The 16,500-nt window shown below is 71.0% G+C and carries 13 protein-coding genes; 12 read left to right on the plus strand and 1 reads right to left on the minus strand.

All coding sequences use genetic code 11. The features are described from left to right. Positions 1-44: 44 nt before the first annotated feature. From P8934_RS01735 to P8934_RS01785, 11 genes are all read left to right on the plus strand, one after another. A complete protein-coding gene (locus P8934_RS01735; protein ID WP_278032636.1) occupies positions 45-221 on the plus strand; it encodes a hypothetical protein in 177 nt (58 codons plus the stop codon). Between the two features lie 33 nt (positions 222-254). Continuing rightward, positions 255-1,199: a cobyrinic acid a,c-diamide synthase gene (locus P8934_RS01740; RefSeq protein ID WP_278032637.1), complete on the plus strand. Its 945-nt coding sequence runs from the start codon at positions 255-257 to the stop codon at positions 1,197-1,199. Positions 1,200-1,244: 45 nt separating this feature from the next. Then, positions 1,245-2,429, plus strand: coding sequence for a toxic anion resistance protein (locus tag P8934_RS01745; RefSeq protein ID WP_278032638.1), 1,185 nt, complete (start codon positions 1,245-1,247; stop codon positions 2,427-2,429). Between the two features lie 74 nt (positions 2,430-2,503). Further along, positions 2,504-3,808, plus strand: a complete 1,305-nt coding sequence (locus P8934_RS01750; protein ID WP_278032639.1) for an ATP-grasp domain-containing protein — start codon at positions 2,504-2,506, stop codon at positions 3,806-3,808. Positions 3,809-3,869: 61 nt separating this feature from the next. Then, positions 3,870-5,900: a CocE/NonD family hydrolase gene (locus P8934_RS01755; protein ID WP_278032640.1), complete on the plus strand. Its 2,031-nt coding sequence runs from the start codon at positions 3,870-3,872 to the stop codon at positions 5,898-5,900. 50 nt (positions 5,901-5,950) lie between these two features. Then, complete coding sequence (locus P8934_RS01760) at positions 5,951-7,306, plus strand: MFS transporter (RefSeq protein WP_278032641.1); 1,356 nt, start codon at positions 5,951-5,953, stop codon at positions 7,304-7,306. 66 nt (positions 7,307-7,372) lie between these two features. Beyond that, positions 7,373-7,897: a retropepsin-like aspartic protease gene (locus tag P8934_RS01765; protein ID WP_278032642.1), complete on the plus strand. Its 525-nt coding sequence runs from the start codon at positions 7,373-7,375 to the stop codon at positions 7,895-7,897. A 7-nt stretch (positions 7,898-7,904) separates the two neighbouring features. Further along, positions 7,905-8,789: a YihY/virulence factor BrkB family protein gene (locus tag P8934_RS01770; RefSeq protein WP_278032643.1), complete on the plus strand. Its 885-nt coding sequence runs from the start codon at positions 7,905-7,907 to the stop codon at positions 8,787-8,789. After that, positions 8,786-9,832, plus strand: coding sequence for a nitronate monooxygenase (locus P8934_RS01775; protein WP_278032644.1), 1,047 nt, complete (start codon positions 8,786-8,788; stop codon positions 9,830-9,832). Before P8934_RS01770 ends, P8934_RS01775 begins: the two co-directional genes overlap by 4 nt. Before the next feature lie 32 nt (positions 9,833-9,864). Continuing rightward, positions 9,865-11,577 (plus strand): VRR-NUC domain-containing protein, encoded by a 1,713-nt coding sequence (locus P8934_RS01780; RefSeq protein WP_278032645.1) that lies wholly within the window; start codon positions 9,865-9,867, stop codon positions 11,575-11,577. After that, positions 11,574-13,859 carry an ATP-dependent DNA helicase gene (locus tag P8934_RS01785; RefSeq protein ID WP_278032646.1) on the plus strand — a complete coding sequence of 762 codons (2,286 nt, stop codon included), beginning with the start codon at positions 11,574-11,576 and terminating at the stop codon, positions 13,857-13,859. The genes P8934_RS01780 and P8934_RS01785 overlap by 4 nt, the downstream gene beginning before the upstream one ends. Positions 13,860-13,866: 7 nt before the next feature. Here P8934_RS01785 and P8934_RS01790 read toward each other — a convergent pair whose 3' ends face one another. Next, positions 13,867-15,684, minus strand: coding sequence for a monovalent cation:proton antiporter-2 (CPA2) family protein (locus P8934_RS01790; protein ID WP_278032647.1), 1,818 nt, complete (start codon positions 15,682-15,684; stop codon positions 13,867-13,869). Between the two features lie 141 nt (positions 15,685-15,825). Between P8934_RS01790 and P8934_RS01795 the strand changes: the two genes are divergently transcribed. After that, positions 15,826-16,491 (plus strand): cupin domain-containing protein, encoded by a 666-nt coding sequence (locus P8934_RS01795; RefSeq protein ID WP_278032648.1) that lies wholly within the window; start codon positions 15,826-15,828, stop codon positions 16,489-16,491. Positions 16,492-16,500 lie beyond the last annotated feature (9 nt).

Consider the following 16,500-nt stretch of genomic DNA (forward strand, 5'->3'; position numbering starts at 1 on the left):
CAGGCCGTAAGCTCAGGGAACAATGGTGAAATCGGACTTCGACCATGACCCTCATCCGCACCGGCCGCGGCGCGCCACGTCGCGGTGCCACCCGTCGACGCCAGCGGCGCCGGCTCGACTGGGCCTGCTTTGATCGCTGGCTCGACCGGGTGGTGGTCGTGGCAGTGAGCATCGCCCTGCTGGTGGGCGTCGTGGCCCTGGTCCTCACGCTGCTACTCTAGCTTCCCTCCGACGGATAAAGGATGGTCATCCCCATGCTGGGATTCCTGCAGGGTTTTTCCTATGGCCTCTTCCTGACCTGCCTGCCGTGGCTGCTGGTGGGGCTGGTCAATCCCCGCCTGGCCGTGCCGGTCGAGCCGCCCGGCCGCCTGCAGGTCATCCTGCGCTACGCCCTGGTGGTGCCCTTCATCAGCCTGCTGCTGTGGCTGACCTCGCTGTGGGGCGGTTTCGGGCCGACCCTGGCGGGCTGGCTCGCCGGGCTGGTGGCGGTGCCGGTGGCGCTGCCGCTGGAGCGCCGTCTGCGCGGCTGGCTCGCTCGGCGGCGCGAGAAGCGCCGGCAGGCGGTGCGTGCGTCCGAGGAGGCGCGACGCCGGGCGCAGCAGCAGCGTGACGCCCACGAGGCCGACCTGGCGGTCCTCGACCCGGCACGGCCACCGGCGGATGCCGACGACCTGGTGCTGGCCCTGTGCCGGGCCAAGCAGGGGCTGGTCGACGCTCGCCGTCCCGACCTGGCGGTGCAGGCCGACCGCGTCTATAGCCGCTACCGCCATGTGCTGGAGGTGCTGGGGAGCCGCTTCGACAGCGGCGAGCTGGCCTTCGCCCGCGCCCGGGGCCTGGTGGTCGAGGTCTGCCGTACCGCGGTGGATACCCTCGACGCCATGGCCTCCCGGGCCAGTGGGGTGGCGAACGTCGACGGTGACTTCGTGCGCCGCCGCCTGAGTCGCGAGGGCCGGGCGCTGGGGGGGCAGGAGCGTGCCGCCCTGGTGCGGCGGCTGGAACTGCTCGAGGAGACCGAGAAGGGGCTGCGCGAGCTGGCCGCGCGCAACGAATCGGCGCTGACCGTCCTCGACGACACGGCCGTCTCCCTGGCGCGCATCGAGACCGGGCGCCCGCAGGCCTCGGTCACCACCGAGCAGGCGCTGGAGGAGCTGCGCCGCTTCGTCTCCCGTGCCGACCGCTACGGGCGTGGCCGGTCCTGAGGCCGGCCCGTCCCACGCCCTGACCCGATTCTTCGAGAGGTGCCCATGACCCAGCAACCCGAACGCGAGTCCCGCCTGTCGCTGCCACCGGTGGAGGAGATCGCCCACCAGCTGGACGACAGCGGCCCGGACGCCGGCACAGAGGACCCGTCGCTGGCGGCCGAGGCCGATGCCTTCGTCGACGAGCTGGTCGCCGGCGGCGATGCCGAGGCCATGGCGCGCCAGCGACGCGCCATCGACGAGCTGGGGCTGGAGCTGCAGCAGCAGGCCGCTCACCAGAGCACCATGCTGCAGACGCCGCTGCGCCAGCTGGCCCACCACGGGGACGAGGGCGGCCCCGTGGCCAGGGCCCTGGTTGACCTGCGCGGCCGCATGCAGGAGCTGGACCCGGCCCGGCACCGCCTGTCGCCCGGGCCGCTGGATCGCGTGCTGGCCTTGCTGCCGGGGGCCGGCAGTCGCCTGCAGCGCTACTTCCGCAAGTTCGAGACGGCCCAGCAGGCGCTGGATGCGATCATCGCCGACCTGGAAGGGGGGCGCGACATGCTGCATCGCGACAACCTCACCCTCGGCGACGACCAGCAGTCGCTGCACGAGAGCCACATCCAGCTGCAGCGCCAGGTCGCCCTGGGACGGCTGATCGACGAGCGGCTGCAGGCCGCCATCGCCCGCCGCGACGAGGAAGACCTCCAGCGGCGCTTCCTCGAGGAGGAGCTGCTGTTCCCGCTGCGCCAGCGCATCGTCGACCTCCAGCAGCAGCTGGCAGTCAGCCAGCAGGGCGTGCTGGCGCTGGAGGTGATCATCCGCAACAACCGCGAGCTGATGCGTGGCGTCGACCGTGCCATCAACGTCACCGTCTCGGCGCTGACCGTGGCGGTCACGGTCGCCCTGGCCATCGCCAACCAGCGGCTGGTGCTGGATCGCGTCGAGGCGATCAATGCCACCACCTCGGAGATGATCGGGGGCACCGCACGGGCGCTGCGCCAGCAGGGCGTGGACATCCAGCAGCGGGCCTCGTCGGCAATGCTCGACATGCAGGCCCTGGAGCAGGCCTTCGGCGAGGTGATGGGGGCCATCGACGACCTCTCCCGCTATCGCCGTGAGGCCCTGCCGCGGCTGGACGACCAGATCGATCGGCTGGCGGCCCTGGCCGGCCGGGGCGGCGAGGCCATCGACCGCCTGCAGCGCGGCCGCGAGGGAGAGGACGCCATCGGCTCCGACCGGCACGACTGACCCGGCATCCCGCCCGCACTGGACTATGCTGCTCGAAGGCGCCGGGTCCGGCGCGCGACAGAGGGGGCAGGGTGATGGCCGAGGAAAAGAACATCTTCGTGGTAGGGCTCAACGACTTCAATCGCCAGCGACTCGAGACGCTGCGCGGTGCCGGACGATGGCGCTTCCACGGGGTGATCGCCCCGGAGGCGGTCTACGACACCGAGGAGTTCGACATCGCCGCCATGCTGGCGGAAGCCACGGCACAGCTCGAGGCCTTCGAGGGCTCCATCGACGCCATCGTCGGCTACATGGACTTCCCGGTCTCGACCATGCTGCCGATCCTCTGCGAGCGCTTCGGTACCTGCACCACTTCGCTTACGAGCCTGCTCAAGTGCGAGCACAAGTACTGGAGCCGCCGGGTGCAGCGCGAGGTGATTCCCGGCCACATCCCGGCCTTCGCCGCCTTCGACCCCTTCGACGACGAGGCGATGAACCGGATCAGCGAGGCGGGGCTCTACTTCCCCTTCTTCGTCAAGCCGATCAAGTCCTCGGGCTCGCGGCTAGGCTTTCGCATCGACACCCCCGAGGACTTCTACCACGCCATCGAGCAGCTGCGCGACGCCATCGGCCTGATCGCCGACCCCTTCAACACGGTGCTGGAGCAGGCGCAGCTGCCGCCGGAGGTGGCCGCGGTGGACGGGCACTTCTGCATGGCCGAAGAGATCATCGGCGGCTGGCAGTGCACGGTGGAGGGGTACGTCTTCCAGGGCGAGGTGGTGAGCTACGGCATCGTCGACTCGCTGCGCTATCCTCAGGTGCTGAGCTTCTTCCACTACCGCTACCCCTCGGGGCTGCCCGACGAGATCCAGGCCGAGATGGTCGAGCTGACCCGCACCGTCATGAGCCATATCGGCTACGACAATGCCGCCTTCAACGTCGAGTACTTCTGGGACGAGGTGCAGGGACGCATCTGGCTGCTGGAGATCAACACGCGCATCTCCCAGTCGCACTGCGACCTCTTCGAGAAGGTCGACGGCATCAGCCACCAGCAGGTCACCATCGACCTGGGGCTGGGAAACCGCCCCGACATGCCGCATCGCGAAGGGGCCTTCCCCATCGCCGCCAAGTTCTTCTACCGGGTGTTCTTCGCCGATGCCCGGGTGACCCGGGTGCCCACCCCGGACGAGCTCGCCGCGCTCGAGGCCGACTTCCCGGGCGCCATGATCGCTGTCCAGGTGGAGGAGGGGCAGTGGCTCTCCGCGCTGCCCGAACAGGACAGCTACAGCTATGCCCTGGCCTATGTCTGGATGGGGGCGTCATCGTCCGAACAGCTGCTCGCCGACTACGACCGGCTGGCGGCCCGCCTGGTGTTCGAGTACGACAACATCCAGGGCTGAGCACGGCCGGCCTGGAGCAGGTTTCAAGGGATTTATTCAAGGGACTTAGGAGAGCAGGACCATGCGTATCGTTAACGACTTTCCCCGGCGGATCCTGGAGGAGGAGACCTGGATCCCGTTGCCCGACGGCAGCCGGCTGGCGGCGCGCATCTGGCGGCCGGTGGATGCCGAGCTCCATCCCGTGCCGGCGATCCTCGAGTACCTGCCCTACCGCAAGCGCGACCTCACCGCCGAGCGCGACGTCCAGAGCCATCCCTACTGGGCGGGCCATGGCTATGCCGGGGTGCGGGTCGACATTCGCGGCACCGGCGAGTCCGACGGCGTGCTCACTGACGAGTACCTGCCCAGCGAGCTCGAGGATGGCCTGGTGATTCTCAAGTGGCTGGAGGCCCAGCCCTGGTGCACCGGCGACGTCGGCATGATCGGCATCTCCTGGGGCGGCTTCAACGGCCTGCAGATCGCCGCCCTGCGCCCGCCACAGCTCAAGGCGGTGATCACCCTCTGCTTCACCGACGACCGCTACGCCGACGACATCCACCATATGGGCGGCTGCCTGCTCGCCGACAACCTCTCCTGGGCCTCGACCATGTTCGACGGCAACGCCTGTCCCCCCGACCCCGAGCTGGTGGGGGAGCGCTGGCGGGAGATGTGGCTAGAGCGCCTGGACGGCAGCGGCCTGTGGCTGGCCCAGTGGCTCGAGCACCAGCGCCGCGACGACTACTGGAAGCACGGCTCGGTGTGCGAGGACTACTCGCGCATCCAGTGTCCGGTCTATGCCGTCAGCGGCTGGGCCGACGGCTACTGCAACGCCGTCTTCCGGGTGCTGGAGGGACTCGAGGTGCCGCGCAAGGGGCTGGTCGGCCCCTGGGCCCACAAGTACCCGCACCTGGGCGTGCCGGGACCGGCCATCGGCTTCCTGCAGGAGTCGCTGCGCTGGTGGGACCAGTGGCTCAAGGGCATCGACACCGGGATCATGGACGAGCCCATGCTGCGCGTCTGGATGCAGGAGTCGGTGCCGCCCTCGGCCCGCTATGACGAGCGCCCCGGGCGCTGGGTCGCCGAGCCCGACTGGCCCTCGCCGAACATCGTGGCCGAGGCCTTCCGGCTCACCGAAGGGCACGACCTGGTGCCGGAAGGCGAGGGGGGCGAGGACGACGAGGCGGTTCTGGATATCCGCTCGCCCTTGTCGGTCGGTCTCTATGCCGGCAAGTGGTGCTCCTACAATGCCCCGCCGGACCTCCCCCACGACCAGCGCGACGAGGATGGTGGCTCGCTGATCTTCCAGACGGCGCGCCTCGAGGCGCCACTGGAGATCTGCGGGTCGCCGATGGTCGAGCTCGAGCTCTCCGCCGACCAGCCAGTGGCCATGGTGGCCCTGCGCCTCTCCGACATCGCCGAAGACGACAAGGCCACCCGGGTCTCCTATGGGCTCCTCAACCTGACCCACCGCGACAGCGATGAGCACCCCGAGCCGCTGGAGCCGGGGCGGCGCTACCGGGTCAGGATCCCGCTCAAGCACATCGCCCAGCAGTTCGCCGCAGGCCACGCCATCCGCCTGGCCCTCTCCACCAGCTACTGGCCGCTGGCCTGGCCGGCGCCGCAGCCGGCACGCATCACCCTCTGGCCCGGCGCCAGCCGGCTGCTGCTGCCGAGGCGCGAGCCACGTCCCTCGGAGGAGGCCGCACTGCCCGCCTTCGCCGAGCCGGAGGGCGCGCCGCCCCTGGCCAAGACGCTGCTGCAGCCGACCCAGGAGACCTGGCAGGTGATCCGCGACCTGGCCAACGACAGGACCACCCTGGAGGTGATCAACGACGAAGGGCGCTACCGGATCGATGATATCGACCTGGAGATCGCCGCTCGGGTCACCGAGCGTTATGCCTACGCCTACGGCAGCTACGACAGCGTCAGCGGCTGGACGGAGTGGCAGCGCAGCTTCAAGCGCGGTGACTGGGAGGTCAGCACCCTGACCCGCACCCTGCTGACCTCTGATGCCGATAACTTCCGTATTCGGGCCACGCTGGACGCCTGGGAGGGGGATACCCGGATCTTTGCACGCACCTGGGATGAGACCATTCCCCGCGATCTCGTCTAGGGCAGGAGGGGCTGCTATGGTGACGTCCTGATGCCACAGGGACGTCCCGCATGAGCCCGATCCCCGCCGCCGTGCCGACGACTCCCCGCGCCTCGCGCAAGGAGATCCTCGGCTGGGCGATGTTCGACTTCGCCAACCAGGCCTACACGCTGCTGATCATCACCGTGGTGTTCGGCGAGCTGTTCACCACGGTGATCGTCGGCGACCGTGGCGACGGCTATCGCCTGGCCAACTTCCTGTGGAGCCTGGCGCTGGCGGTCAGCTACCTGCTGGTGGTGGTGACCGGCCCGCTGTGCGGGGCGGTGATGGACTACCGGGCCGAGAAGAAGGGCTTCCTGTTCGTCAGCTACCTGGCCACGGTGGCCACCACCGCCATGCTCTACTTCGTGGCGCCGGGCTACGTGGTGCTCGGCCTGCTGCTGATCATCGTCTCCAACTACGCCTACTCCATGGGCGAGTCCTTCATCGCCGCCTTCCTGCCGGACCTCGGCCCGCCAGAGGACCTGGGCAAGATCTCCGGCTTCGGCTGGGCGCTGGGCTATGTGGGCGGGCTCTTCGCCGCGGGCTTCACGCTGGTGGCGCTAGGCGAGGCCACGGCGGAGAACTTCGAGCGCATCCGCTGGGTGGGACCCTTCGCGGCGGGCTTCTTCCTGGTGACCGCCATCCCCACCTTCCTGTGGGTGAAGGAGCGCGGCACGCCCCAGCCGCCCGGCAAGCCCTACCGCGAGATTGCTCTGGAGCGCGTCTCGACGACCCTGCACGAGCTCAGGCGCTTCCGCGACCTGGGCATCTTCCTGGTCTCGCTGCTGTTCTCCATGGCCGGCGTCTACATCATCATCGCCTTCGCCTTCATCTACGGCGCCCAGGTGATCGGCTGGGACGAGTCGGTGCGCAACATCATGTTCATCATCGTGCAGATCACCGCGGCGGCAGGCGCCCTGGGCTTCGGCTTCATCCAGGACCGCATCGGCACCCGGGTCACCTACCTCTTCACCCTGGGGCTCTGGGTGGCGGCGATACTGGCCATCTGGGCCACGCCGGAGGTCACTGCCTTCCTGCATGCCCGGTTCGGGCTCGACTGGGAGGCCCAGCACCTCTTCCTGGTGGTGGGTTGCCTGGCGGGGCTCTCCCTGGGCTCCAGCCAGTCCGCCAGCCGCGCCCTGGTGGGGCTGTTCTCGCCGAGCCGCAAGGCCGCCGAGTTCTTCGGCTTCTGGGGCCTGGCCAACAAGCTCGCCGGGGTGATCGGCATCATCGGCCTGGGGCTGCTGCAGTCGCTGGTGGGGCTCAAGGCGTCGATCCTGCTCTGCGCGGTGCTCTTCGTCATCGCCATCCTGGTCTGCCTCTTCGTCGACCAGGCCCGCGGCCAGCAGGCGGCTCGCGACTGGGAGGCGCGCAACGGGCGCTAGCTCAACGGATGCGGAATGTCGCTGTGGCATGATGGTCTCAAGGGGCAGATGCCGGGAGGGAAGGTCATGAGCGAGGAGCGCGCCACGCGCCGTGCGGGGCTGGGCATGATGCTGCTGTTCTGGGTGCTCTTCCTGGGCGGCGGGGCCTGGTGGTTCCACGGCTACCTGGAGGCGCAGCGCAACCCCAATGCCCATCTCGCCAATGTCGCGGCGGGGGAGGGCGAGCCGGTGGTGCTGGAGCGCAACCGCGCCGGCCACTTCGTGGCCACCGGGCGCATCAACGGGCAGCCGGTGGAGTTCCTGCTCGACACCGGCGCCACCTATGTCGCGGTGCCCGCCGGGATCGCCGAGCGGCTGGGGCTCCAGAGCACCGGCAGCGCCTGGTTCAACACCGCCAACGGCCGGGTGCGCGGCGAGCTGGCTATCCTCGAGACGGTGAGCCTGGGCGGCTACGAGGCCCACGACGTGCGCGGCTCGATCAGCCCGGGCCTCACCGGCGAGGCGGCCCTGCTGGGCATGAGCTTCCTCGACCGCTTCGATATCGAGATCCGTGATGCGCGCATGGTGCTGCGCCCGGCGGAGCGGCCCTGAGGTGGCCATGGCGGTCCGTGCGATCCTGCGACGCCTGCCCCCGGTCCTGCACGGCTGGGTGCTCATGGCCTGGCGGGTGAAGCGTGCCCTGGTCGCCTACCGGGTCACCATGCTGGCGGCGGGGGTGGCCTTCTACGCGATGCTGGCGCTGTTCCCGGCGATCGCCGCCATCATCTCCCTCTGGGCGCTGGTGCTCGACCCCCAGGACATGGCCCGCCAGATCGGCGAGGTGAGCCGCCTGATGCCCCCCGGCGCAGCGCGGCTGGTGCAGGACCAGGCCCGGGAGATCGGTGAACATACCCAGGCCGGGCTCAGTGCCACGGCCCTGGGCGGCCTGACGATAGCCATGTTCGTCGCCTCCAAGGGGGTGCGCGGACTGCTGGTCGGCCTGGCGGTGGTGCATGGCGAGACCGAGCGTCGCGCCCTCTGGCAGCGCGGCCTGATGATCCTGGCCCTGACCCTGGGGCTGATCGTTACCACCCAGGTGGCGATCGCCTTCGTCGCGCTCTTCCCCCTGGCCATCGAGATGATGGGCCTGGAGGGGCCGCTCTTCACCCTCATCGGCCTGCTGCGCTGGCCGGTGCTGCTGCTGGCGATGATGGCGGTGATCGCCGTCTTCTACCGCTACGGCCCCTACCGGCAGACCCCGCGCTGGGAGTGGATCCGCGTGGGTACCCTGGGCGCCACCCTGCTGTGGCTGCTGGGCTCCGGCGGGCTGTCCCTCTATGCACGTCACGTCGCCAACCTCGGCCAGCTCTACGGCTCCCTCGGCGCGGTGGTGGTACTGATGCTGTGGTTCTGGCTGTCGGCCTTCGTCGTCTTGTTCGGCGCCCTGATCAATGTGCAAATGGGGCGATCTCCCTCCGCCGAGCCCGAGGCCCAGACCCCATGATGACATTGCGGCAACGCCTTCAGATCGACCATCCCATCCTCCAGGCACCCATGGCGGGCGCGCAGGGCAGCGAGCTGGCCATCGCCGTCTCCCAGGCCGGCGGCCTCGGGGCCCTGCCCTGCGCGATGCTCTCGCCCGAGGCCATGGCGGAGGAACTCGAGACCCTGCGCGCCGCGACCGCGGGGCCGGTCAACGTCAACTTCTTCTGCCACACGCCGCCCGCACCCGCCCCCGAGCGGCTGGCGCGCTGGCAGGCGGCCCTGGCGCCCTGGTATGCCGAGTTCGGCCTCGATATCGAGGCGGTGCCGGCCGGGGCCGGGCGGCGTCCCTTCGACCATGCGGCCTGCGACGCCCTCGAGCCCTTCCGTCCGGAGGTGGTGAGCTTCCACTTCGGCCTGCCGGCGCCTGATCTGCTGGCACGGGTCAAGGCCTGGGGCGCGACGGTGCTCTCCACGGCCACCACGGTGGAGGAGGCGCGCTGGCTCGAGGCGCACGGTGCCGATGCGGTGATCGCCCAGGGGCTCGAGGCCGGCGGCCATCGCGGGCTCTTCCTGACCGAGGACCTGACCACCCAGATGGGGACCCTGGCGCTGCTGCCCCAGGTCCGCCAGGCGGTGGCGGTGCCGGTGATCGCCGCCGGCGGCATCGCCGATGCCCGGGGCGTGGCGGCGGCACTGGCGCTGGGCGCCGAGGCCGTCCAGGTGGGCACCGCCTTCCTCTGCTGTCCGGAGTCCCGCGCCTCGGCCACCCACCGCCGGGCGCTGATGAGCGAGGCGGCCCGCCATACGGCCCTGACCAACCTCTACAGCGGCCGCCCGGCCCGGGGCATCGTCACCCGGCTGATGCGCGAGCTGGGGCCGATCAGTGACGCGGCGCCGGCCTTCCCGCTGGCCACCGCGGCCATCGCCCCGCTGCGGGCCGCCGCCGAGGCGCAAGGGCGTGGCGATTTCTCACCGCTGTGGGCCGGGCAGAACGCCAGCCGCTGCCGCGAGGTTCCCGCCGCCGAAGTGGTGCGCGAACTGGCCCGGGACCTGCCGCGCTGACGCTGCCTCCTCGGCCCTGATACCATGGATGCATGAACAGTATTCCTGCCGCCGCCCCGGTCACCGCGCCCTTGGACGACCCGCGCTACTACCTGGCGAACTTCCGCTTCGTGCTGGCGTGGGTGGCCGAGCGTCACGGTGACCTGCTGGACGCGGCCGAGCACGGCTTCCTGGCGGCGTTCGCCGCCCTGCCCGAGGCCTCGCAGACGCTGCTGGTGCGCATGGTGATGCGCAAGGGTGAGCACTTTCGCACCTCGCGCCTGCGCTATCCCGAGATCGGCGACACCGAGGCGGCGCTCGCGCCCCTGGTCGAGGCGGGCCTGGTCGAGGCCGCCCCCGCGCTCGACCTGGCGGAGCTCTTCCGTCAGCTGCGCCTGCCTGAGCTGCGCCGTGCCCTGGCCGGCGAGATCGCCGCCGCGGGGTTGCCCGCTGCCACCGGCAAGGCCGTGCTGTTCGAGGCACTGGCGCCGCGGCTTGCCGAGCCTCGCCCGCTCGCCGACTGGTGGCCCGAGGCGCCGGACCGTGTCGTGCGCCTCGCCGTGATGGCGACCTGCGACCGGCTGCGGCTGATGTTCTTCGGCAACCTGCGCCAGGACTGGGCCGAGTTCGTGCTCACCGAACTCGGCCTGCAGCGCTTCGAGCCGGTGGCGATCACTCCCGACTCCCGGGCCTTCCGGCGCCGTGCCGAGGTGGATGCCTACCTGGCCCTGCACCGCCTGCGCGAGCGGCTCGAGGCCGGTGAGGCGGTCTCGGCACTCTGGGCCGAACTGCCCGCGCCGCTGGCCGACAACGCCTGGCTGGCGGCGCGGCATCGGCGGCTCTGCGTGGCGCTGGGTCGCCAGGCGGAGCGGCAGGGGCAGGGCGAGCCGGCCCTTGCCCTCTATGCCCGGGCCGGCTGGCCGGAGGCGGGCCATACCGGCAGCGTCGAGGGGCGCATCCGCCACCTGCGCCTGCTGGAGCGCCGTGGGGAGTCCGCCGCGGCCCTGGCCCTGGCCGAGCCCCTGGCCGAGTCCCCGGCCAGCGAGGAGGAGGCCCAGGCGCTGGGACGGCTGGTGCCGAGGCTGCGTCGCCGGCTGGGGCTTGCCCCGCGGACCTTCCCGCGAGAGCCGGCCCCCCGGCAGTGGACCCTGACCCTGCCGCCCGGTCCGGTGGAGGCCGCGGTGCGCGACCACCTGCACGATGATGCGGCGCCGGTGCACTACGTGGAGAACAGCCTGTTCATCGGGCTCTTCGGCCTGCTCTGCTGGGAGGCGCTCTTCGCGCCGCTGCCCGGCGCCTTCTTCCATCCCTTTCACCACGGTCCGGCGGACCTCTACCGCGAGGACTTCTTGGCCCGCCGCCGCGACCGCTTCGATGCCTGCCTGGCCCGGCTCGAGACCGGCGAGTATCGCGAGGCGATCCGCGCCACCTGGCATGCAAAGCAGGGGCTGGCCTCGCCCTTCGTGCATTGGGGGGCACTCGACGCGGAACTGCTCGAGCGGGCGCTGGCCTGCCTGCCGGCCGCCCACCTGCGCGTCTGCTTCGAGCGGCTGCTCGGCGACCTCAAGGCCAACCGGGCCGGCCTTCCTGACCTGATCCAGTTCCTTCCCGAGGCCCCGCAGGGCGAGCCGCGCTATCGGCTGATCGAGGTGAAGGGGCCCGGCGACCGGCTGCAGGACAACCAGCGGCGCTGGCTGGCCTTCTTCCATGCCCGGGCGATCCCCGCCGCGGTCTGCCATGTGCGCTGGGCGGTGGACGGCGAATGAGCGGGGAGGCGGGCTATCGCGTGGCGGTGCGCGCACTGTGCGACTTCACCGCCCGGGAGGGGGACCTGGACCATCGCTTCACCCCGGCCCCCAGCGCCCGGGAGGGCATCGCGGGCCATGCCCTGGTGGCGAGGCGGCGTGGCGGGGGATACGAGGCCGAGCTGCCCCTCTCCGGCACCTTCGAGGGGCTGACGGTGGGCGGCCGCGCCGACGGCTTCGACCCGGCGGCCAACCGCCTGGAGGAGGTCAAGACCCACCGCGGGCGCCTGGAGCGCATGGCCGACAATCAGCGGGCCCTGCACTGGGCGCAGGTCAGCGTCTACGGCGCGCTGCTGTGTGCCGAGCGCGGCCTCGCCTCGCTGACCCTGGCGCTGGTCTACCTGGACATCACCACTGGCCGCGAGACCGTGCTGACCCGCGAGGCGAGCGCCACCGAACTGCAGGCCTTCTTCGCGACCCAGTGCCGGCGATTCCTGGACTGGGCGGCGCAGGAGGCCCGGCATCGCGAGCGGCGTGATGCTGCCCTTGGCGAACTCGCCTTTCCCCACGACCACTTCCGTCCCGGTCAGCGCGACCTGGCGGAGAGCGTCTACAAGGCCGCCAGTACCGGCCGCTGCCTGCTGGTCCAGGCGCCCACCGGCATCGGCAAGACCCTCGGCACCCTCTTTCCGCTGCTCAAGGCCATGCCCCGCCAGGGGCTCGACCGCCTGGCCTTCCTGACCATGAAGACGCCGGGGCGCCGGCTGGCGCTGGATGCCCTGGCCGTGCTCGGTGGCGGGGCGGCCGAGGCCCGGCCGCTGCGGGTGCTGGAGCTCACCGCCCGGGACAAGGCCTGCGAGTATCCGGACCGGGCCTGCCACGGCGAGGCCTGCCCGCTGGCGGCGGGCTTCTACGACCGGCTGCCGGCGGCGCGAGAGGCCGCCGTGGCGCGTGGCTGGCTGGACCGCGAGGCGCTGCGCGAGGTGGCCCTCGACCACGGCGTCTGTCCCTACTACCTGGGGCAGGAGCTGGCGCGCTGGTGCGACGTGGTCGTCGGCGACGTCAACCACTGGTTCGATGCCAACGCCCTGCTGCATGGCCTCGCCCGGGCCAACGGCTGGCGCCTGGGCCTGCTGGTGGACGAGGCCCACAACCTGGTGGAACGGGCCCGGGGCATGTACAGCGCCGAGCTGGACCAGCGCCGCCTCGCCCGGCTGCGCCGTGAGGCTCCCGGGGCCCTGGCGCGCCCCCTGGGGCGACTGGCCCGGCAGTGGCAGGCAGTGGTCAAGGCGGCGGGGATGGGCGAGGCCGGCGAGCCGGGCCGGCCGACCTACCGCGTGCTCGACGGCCTGCCCGAGGGGATGGTCGCGGCCCTGCAGGGGGTCGCCAGCGCCATCACCGAGCACCTTGGCGAACACCCCGACCAGGCCTCCCTTGCGCTCCAGGAGCTGCTCTTCGAGGCGCTGGCCTTCACCCGCCTGGCGGAGTCCTTCGGCGAGCATTCGCTGTGCGACCTGGCCCGTCACGGCCGCGGCCGGGCCGTGCTGGGGCTGCGCAACCTGGTGCCGGCGGACTTCCTGGCGCCGCGCTTCGCGGCGGCGCAGTCTGCCGTGCTCTTCTCGGCGACCCTGAGCCCCGCCCACTACCACCGGGACCTGCTGGGCCTGCCGGCCGCCACGGTGTGGCAGGAGGTCGCCTCGCCGTTCGCCGCCAAGCAGCTCGAGGTGCGCATCCGCGCCGACATCTCCACCCGGCTGCGCGACCGGGAGGCGTCGCTTTCGCCCATCATCGCCGAACTGGCCGGGCAGTACCGCCGCCGGCCGGGCCACTACCTGGCCTTCTTCAGCAGCTTCGCCTACCTGGAGGCGGCCCTGGCACGGCTGCAGGAGGCCCATCCGGAGATTCCCGTGCGCGCCCAGACCCGCGGCATGCGCGAGGAGGCACGGGACGCCTTCCTGGCCGGCTTCGCGCCGGGCGGTCAGGGGATCGGCTTCGCGGTGCTGGGTGGCGCCTTCGGCGAGGGTATCGACCTGCCGGGCGATCGGCTGATCGGCGCCTTCATCGCCACCCTGGGGCTGCCGCCCTTCGGCCCCTTCAACGAGGCCCTCAAGGCGCGCCTGGCGGCGCGCTTCGGGCGTGGCGACGACTACGCCTACCGCATCCCCGGGCTGATCAAGGTGGTGCAGGCGGCGGGGCGGGTGATCCGCGGCCCGGGCGACGAGGGCACGGTGGTGCTGATGGACGACCGCTTTGCCCGCCGCGACGTGCGAGAGCGGCTGCCGGGGTGGTGGGCGGTCGAGTGATCGCGCCTCAGCGCTGCCAGCGCGGAATCTCCTCCATCCGGGTGGTGATGTCCTCGTCCGCCTCGTATAGCGCCTCGAGCTCCCGGGCGGCGTCCTGGATGGTCTGGATCTGCTGCGTCTCGTTGCCGAACACCTCGAGCTGGCGCAGCAGTGCCTGCTCGTCGTGGGGGCGGAAGGTATCGATGGTGTGCTGGGCCTGCTCCCGGGGAATGCCCAGGCCGATCAGGGCATCACGGGTCAGCTCGAGGCTGGCGGGCAGCAGCTCGCGCACGATATGGGTGACCCCGGCCCGCATCAGCAGGTGGGCGTGGTGGCGGTTGCGTGCCCGGGCATAGAGCTGAAGGTGGGGAAACTGGCGGCGCACCTGGCCGACGATGCGCATCGAGGCCTCGGGGTCTCCCACTGCCACCACCATCACCCGGGCCCGGTCGGCCCCGGCGGCCTTGAGCAGGTCGATGCGCGAGGCATCCCCGTAGTAGACCTGGTTCCCGTAGTGGCGCACCACCTCGACCTGGTCGGCGTTGATGTCGAGCACCGTGTAGGGGATCTTCAGCCCCTGCAGGGCACGCCCCATGATCTGCCCGAAGCGGCCGAATCCGGCGATGATGATCTGCGGGGCGTCGTCGGGCAGGGTATCGTAGGCGTGCTTGGGCCGGCGGCGGGTGAAGAGGCGGCGAAGGCCGTGCACATGCAGCTGGAAGAGCAGCGGGGTGGTCACCATGGAGAGCGAGATCACCAGGATCAGCAGGCTGACCAGCGACGGGTCGAGCAGGGCGGCGGTCGCCGCCGCGGAGAGCAGCACGAAGCCGAATTCGCCGCCCTGGGAGAGCAACACCCCCAGGTTGAGCCCCTCCTTCCAGCCGGTGCCGTGGACCCTCGCGGCGACCAGCATGGCCATCGCCTTGAGCAGCACCAGCCCCAGGGTCAGGCCGAGCACGACCAGCGGCATCTCGCCGAGCAGGCGGATATCGGCCGTCATGCCCACCGCCATGAAGAACAGCCCCAGCAGCAGGCCGCGATAGGGTTCGATATCGGCCTCGATGTTGTGGCGGTACTTGGAGTCGGCGAGCAGCACGCCGGCGATGAAGGCCCCCAGGGCCATGGAGAGCCCGGCCAGTTCCATCAGCAGGGCGGCGCCGATCACAACCAGCAGGACGGTGCCGGCGAACATCTCACGGCTGCGGGTGGCCGCGGCATAGTGAAACAGCGGGCGCAGCAGGTAGCGGCCGCCGACGATCAGCCCGAGGAAGGCACCGATGGCCACCAGCACGCCCTTGAGCAGGGGCATGAGGCCGTCCGCCATCAGGGCGTCGGCGGCCAGCATGGGAATGATCGCCAGCACCGGGATCGCCGCCAGGTCCTGGAACAGCAGCAGGGCGAAGGCATTGCGGCCGTGGCGGGTCTGCAGCTCCTTACGCTCGCCGAGCAGCTGCAGCACCAGCGGCGTGGAGCAGAGCCCCAGGCTGAAGCCCACGACCAGGGCCGCGGCGGGGGAGAGCCCCAGCCACCAGGCGGCAAGCGCGAGCAGGGCCGTGGTGATGGTCACCTGCAGGCTGCCGAAGCCGAACACCGCCTTGCGCATCACGCGCAGTCGCGAGGGCTTGAGTTCCAGGCCGATCACGAACAGCAGGAAGACGATGCCGACCTGGGAGAACTGCAGCACCGCCTCGGCGTCCGCCACCAGGGCCAGGGCCGAGGGGCCGATGACCACCCCCGCGGCCAGGTAGCCCAGTACCTCGCCCAGCCCCAGGCGCTTGAAGACCGGCACGATCAGCACCGCCGCCGCGAGGAAGATCAGCGCATTGAGCAGCAGGTCGATGGCCAAGGGGCCTCCTTGCGATTGGCGGTGGGGAGCCCCATCCTAACCGATGAAGGCCATGCCGTGGTCATGCAAGTGTCGGGCCAGGTGAGCGGGCTCGGCAACGAGAGGCCCCAGTCTCTGGGGCCCTGTCAGAAGGAGAGCGTCATGCGACACAATGCCGATTTCAGCCGCCGTGCGGTGGTCACCCCCGACCAGTACCGCTGGGTGGACTCCCCCACCCCGGGGGTGGAGCGGATGATGCTGGACCGGGTCGGCGACGAGGTGGCCCGGGCCACCTCCCTGGTACGCTATGCGCCCGACAGCACCTTCCCGACCCACGAGCACGGTGGCGGCGAGGAGATCCTGGTGCTGGAGGGCGAGTTCGCCGACGAGCATGGCCGCTATCCCGCGGGCCACTATTTGCGCAACCCCATCGGCACGTCTCACGCCCCGCGGGTGGGCGAAGAGGGGGCGCTGATCTTCGTCAAGCTGCACCAGTTCTCGCCGGACGACACCGAACAGAAGGTCATCGACACCCGCGCCGGTGGCTGGCGCCCCGGGCTCGTCGAGGGTCTCGAGGTGCTGCCGCTCCACGACTTCGAGGGCGAGCACGTGGCGCTGGTGCGCTGGGCGCCCAACACCCGCTTCCAGACCCATGCCCACTGGGGCGGCGAGGAGATCCTGGTCCTCGAGGGCACCTTCCACGACGAGCATGGGGCCTATCCCGCCGGCAGCTGGCTGCGCAGCCCCCATCGCAGCCAGCATACGCCCTTCACGGGCGAGGATGGCGCGCTGATCTACGTCAAGGTCGGGCACCTGCTGCCCGAGTGAGCGGCGCCC

Source organism: Halomonas sp. CKK8, assembly GCF_029625235.1.
Taxonomy (GTDB): Bacteria; Pseudomonadota; Gammaproteobacteria; order Pseudomonadales; family Halomonadaceae; genus Halomonas; species Halomonas ventosae.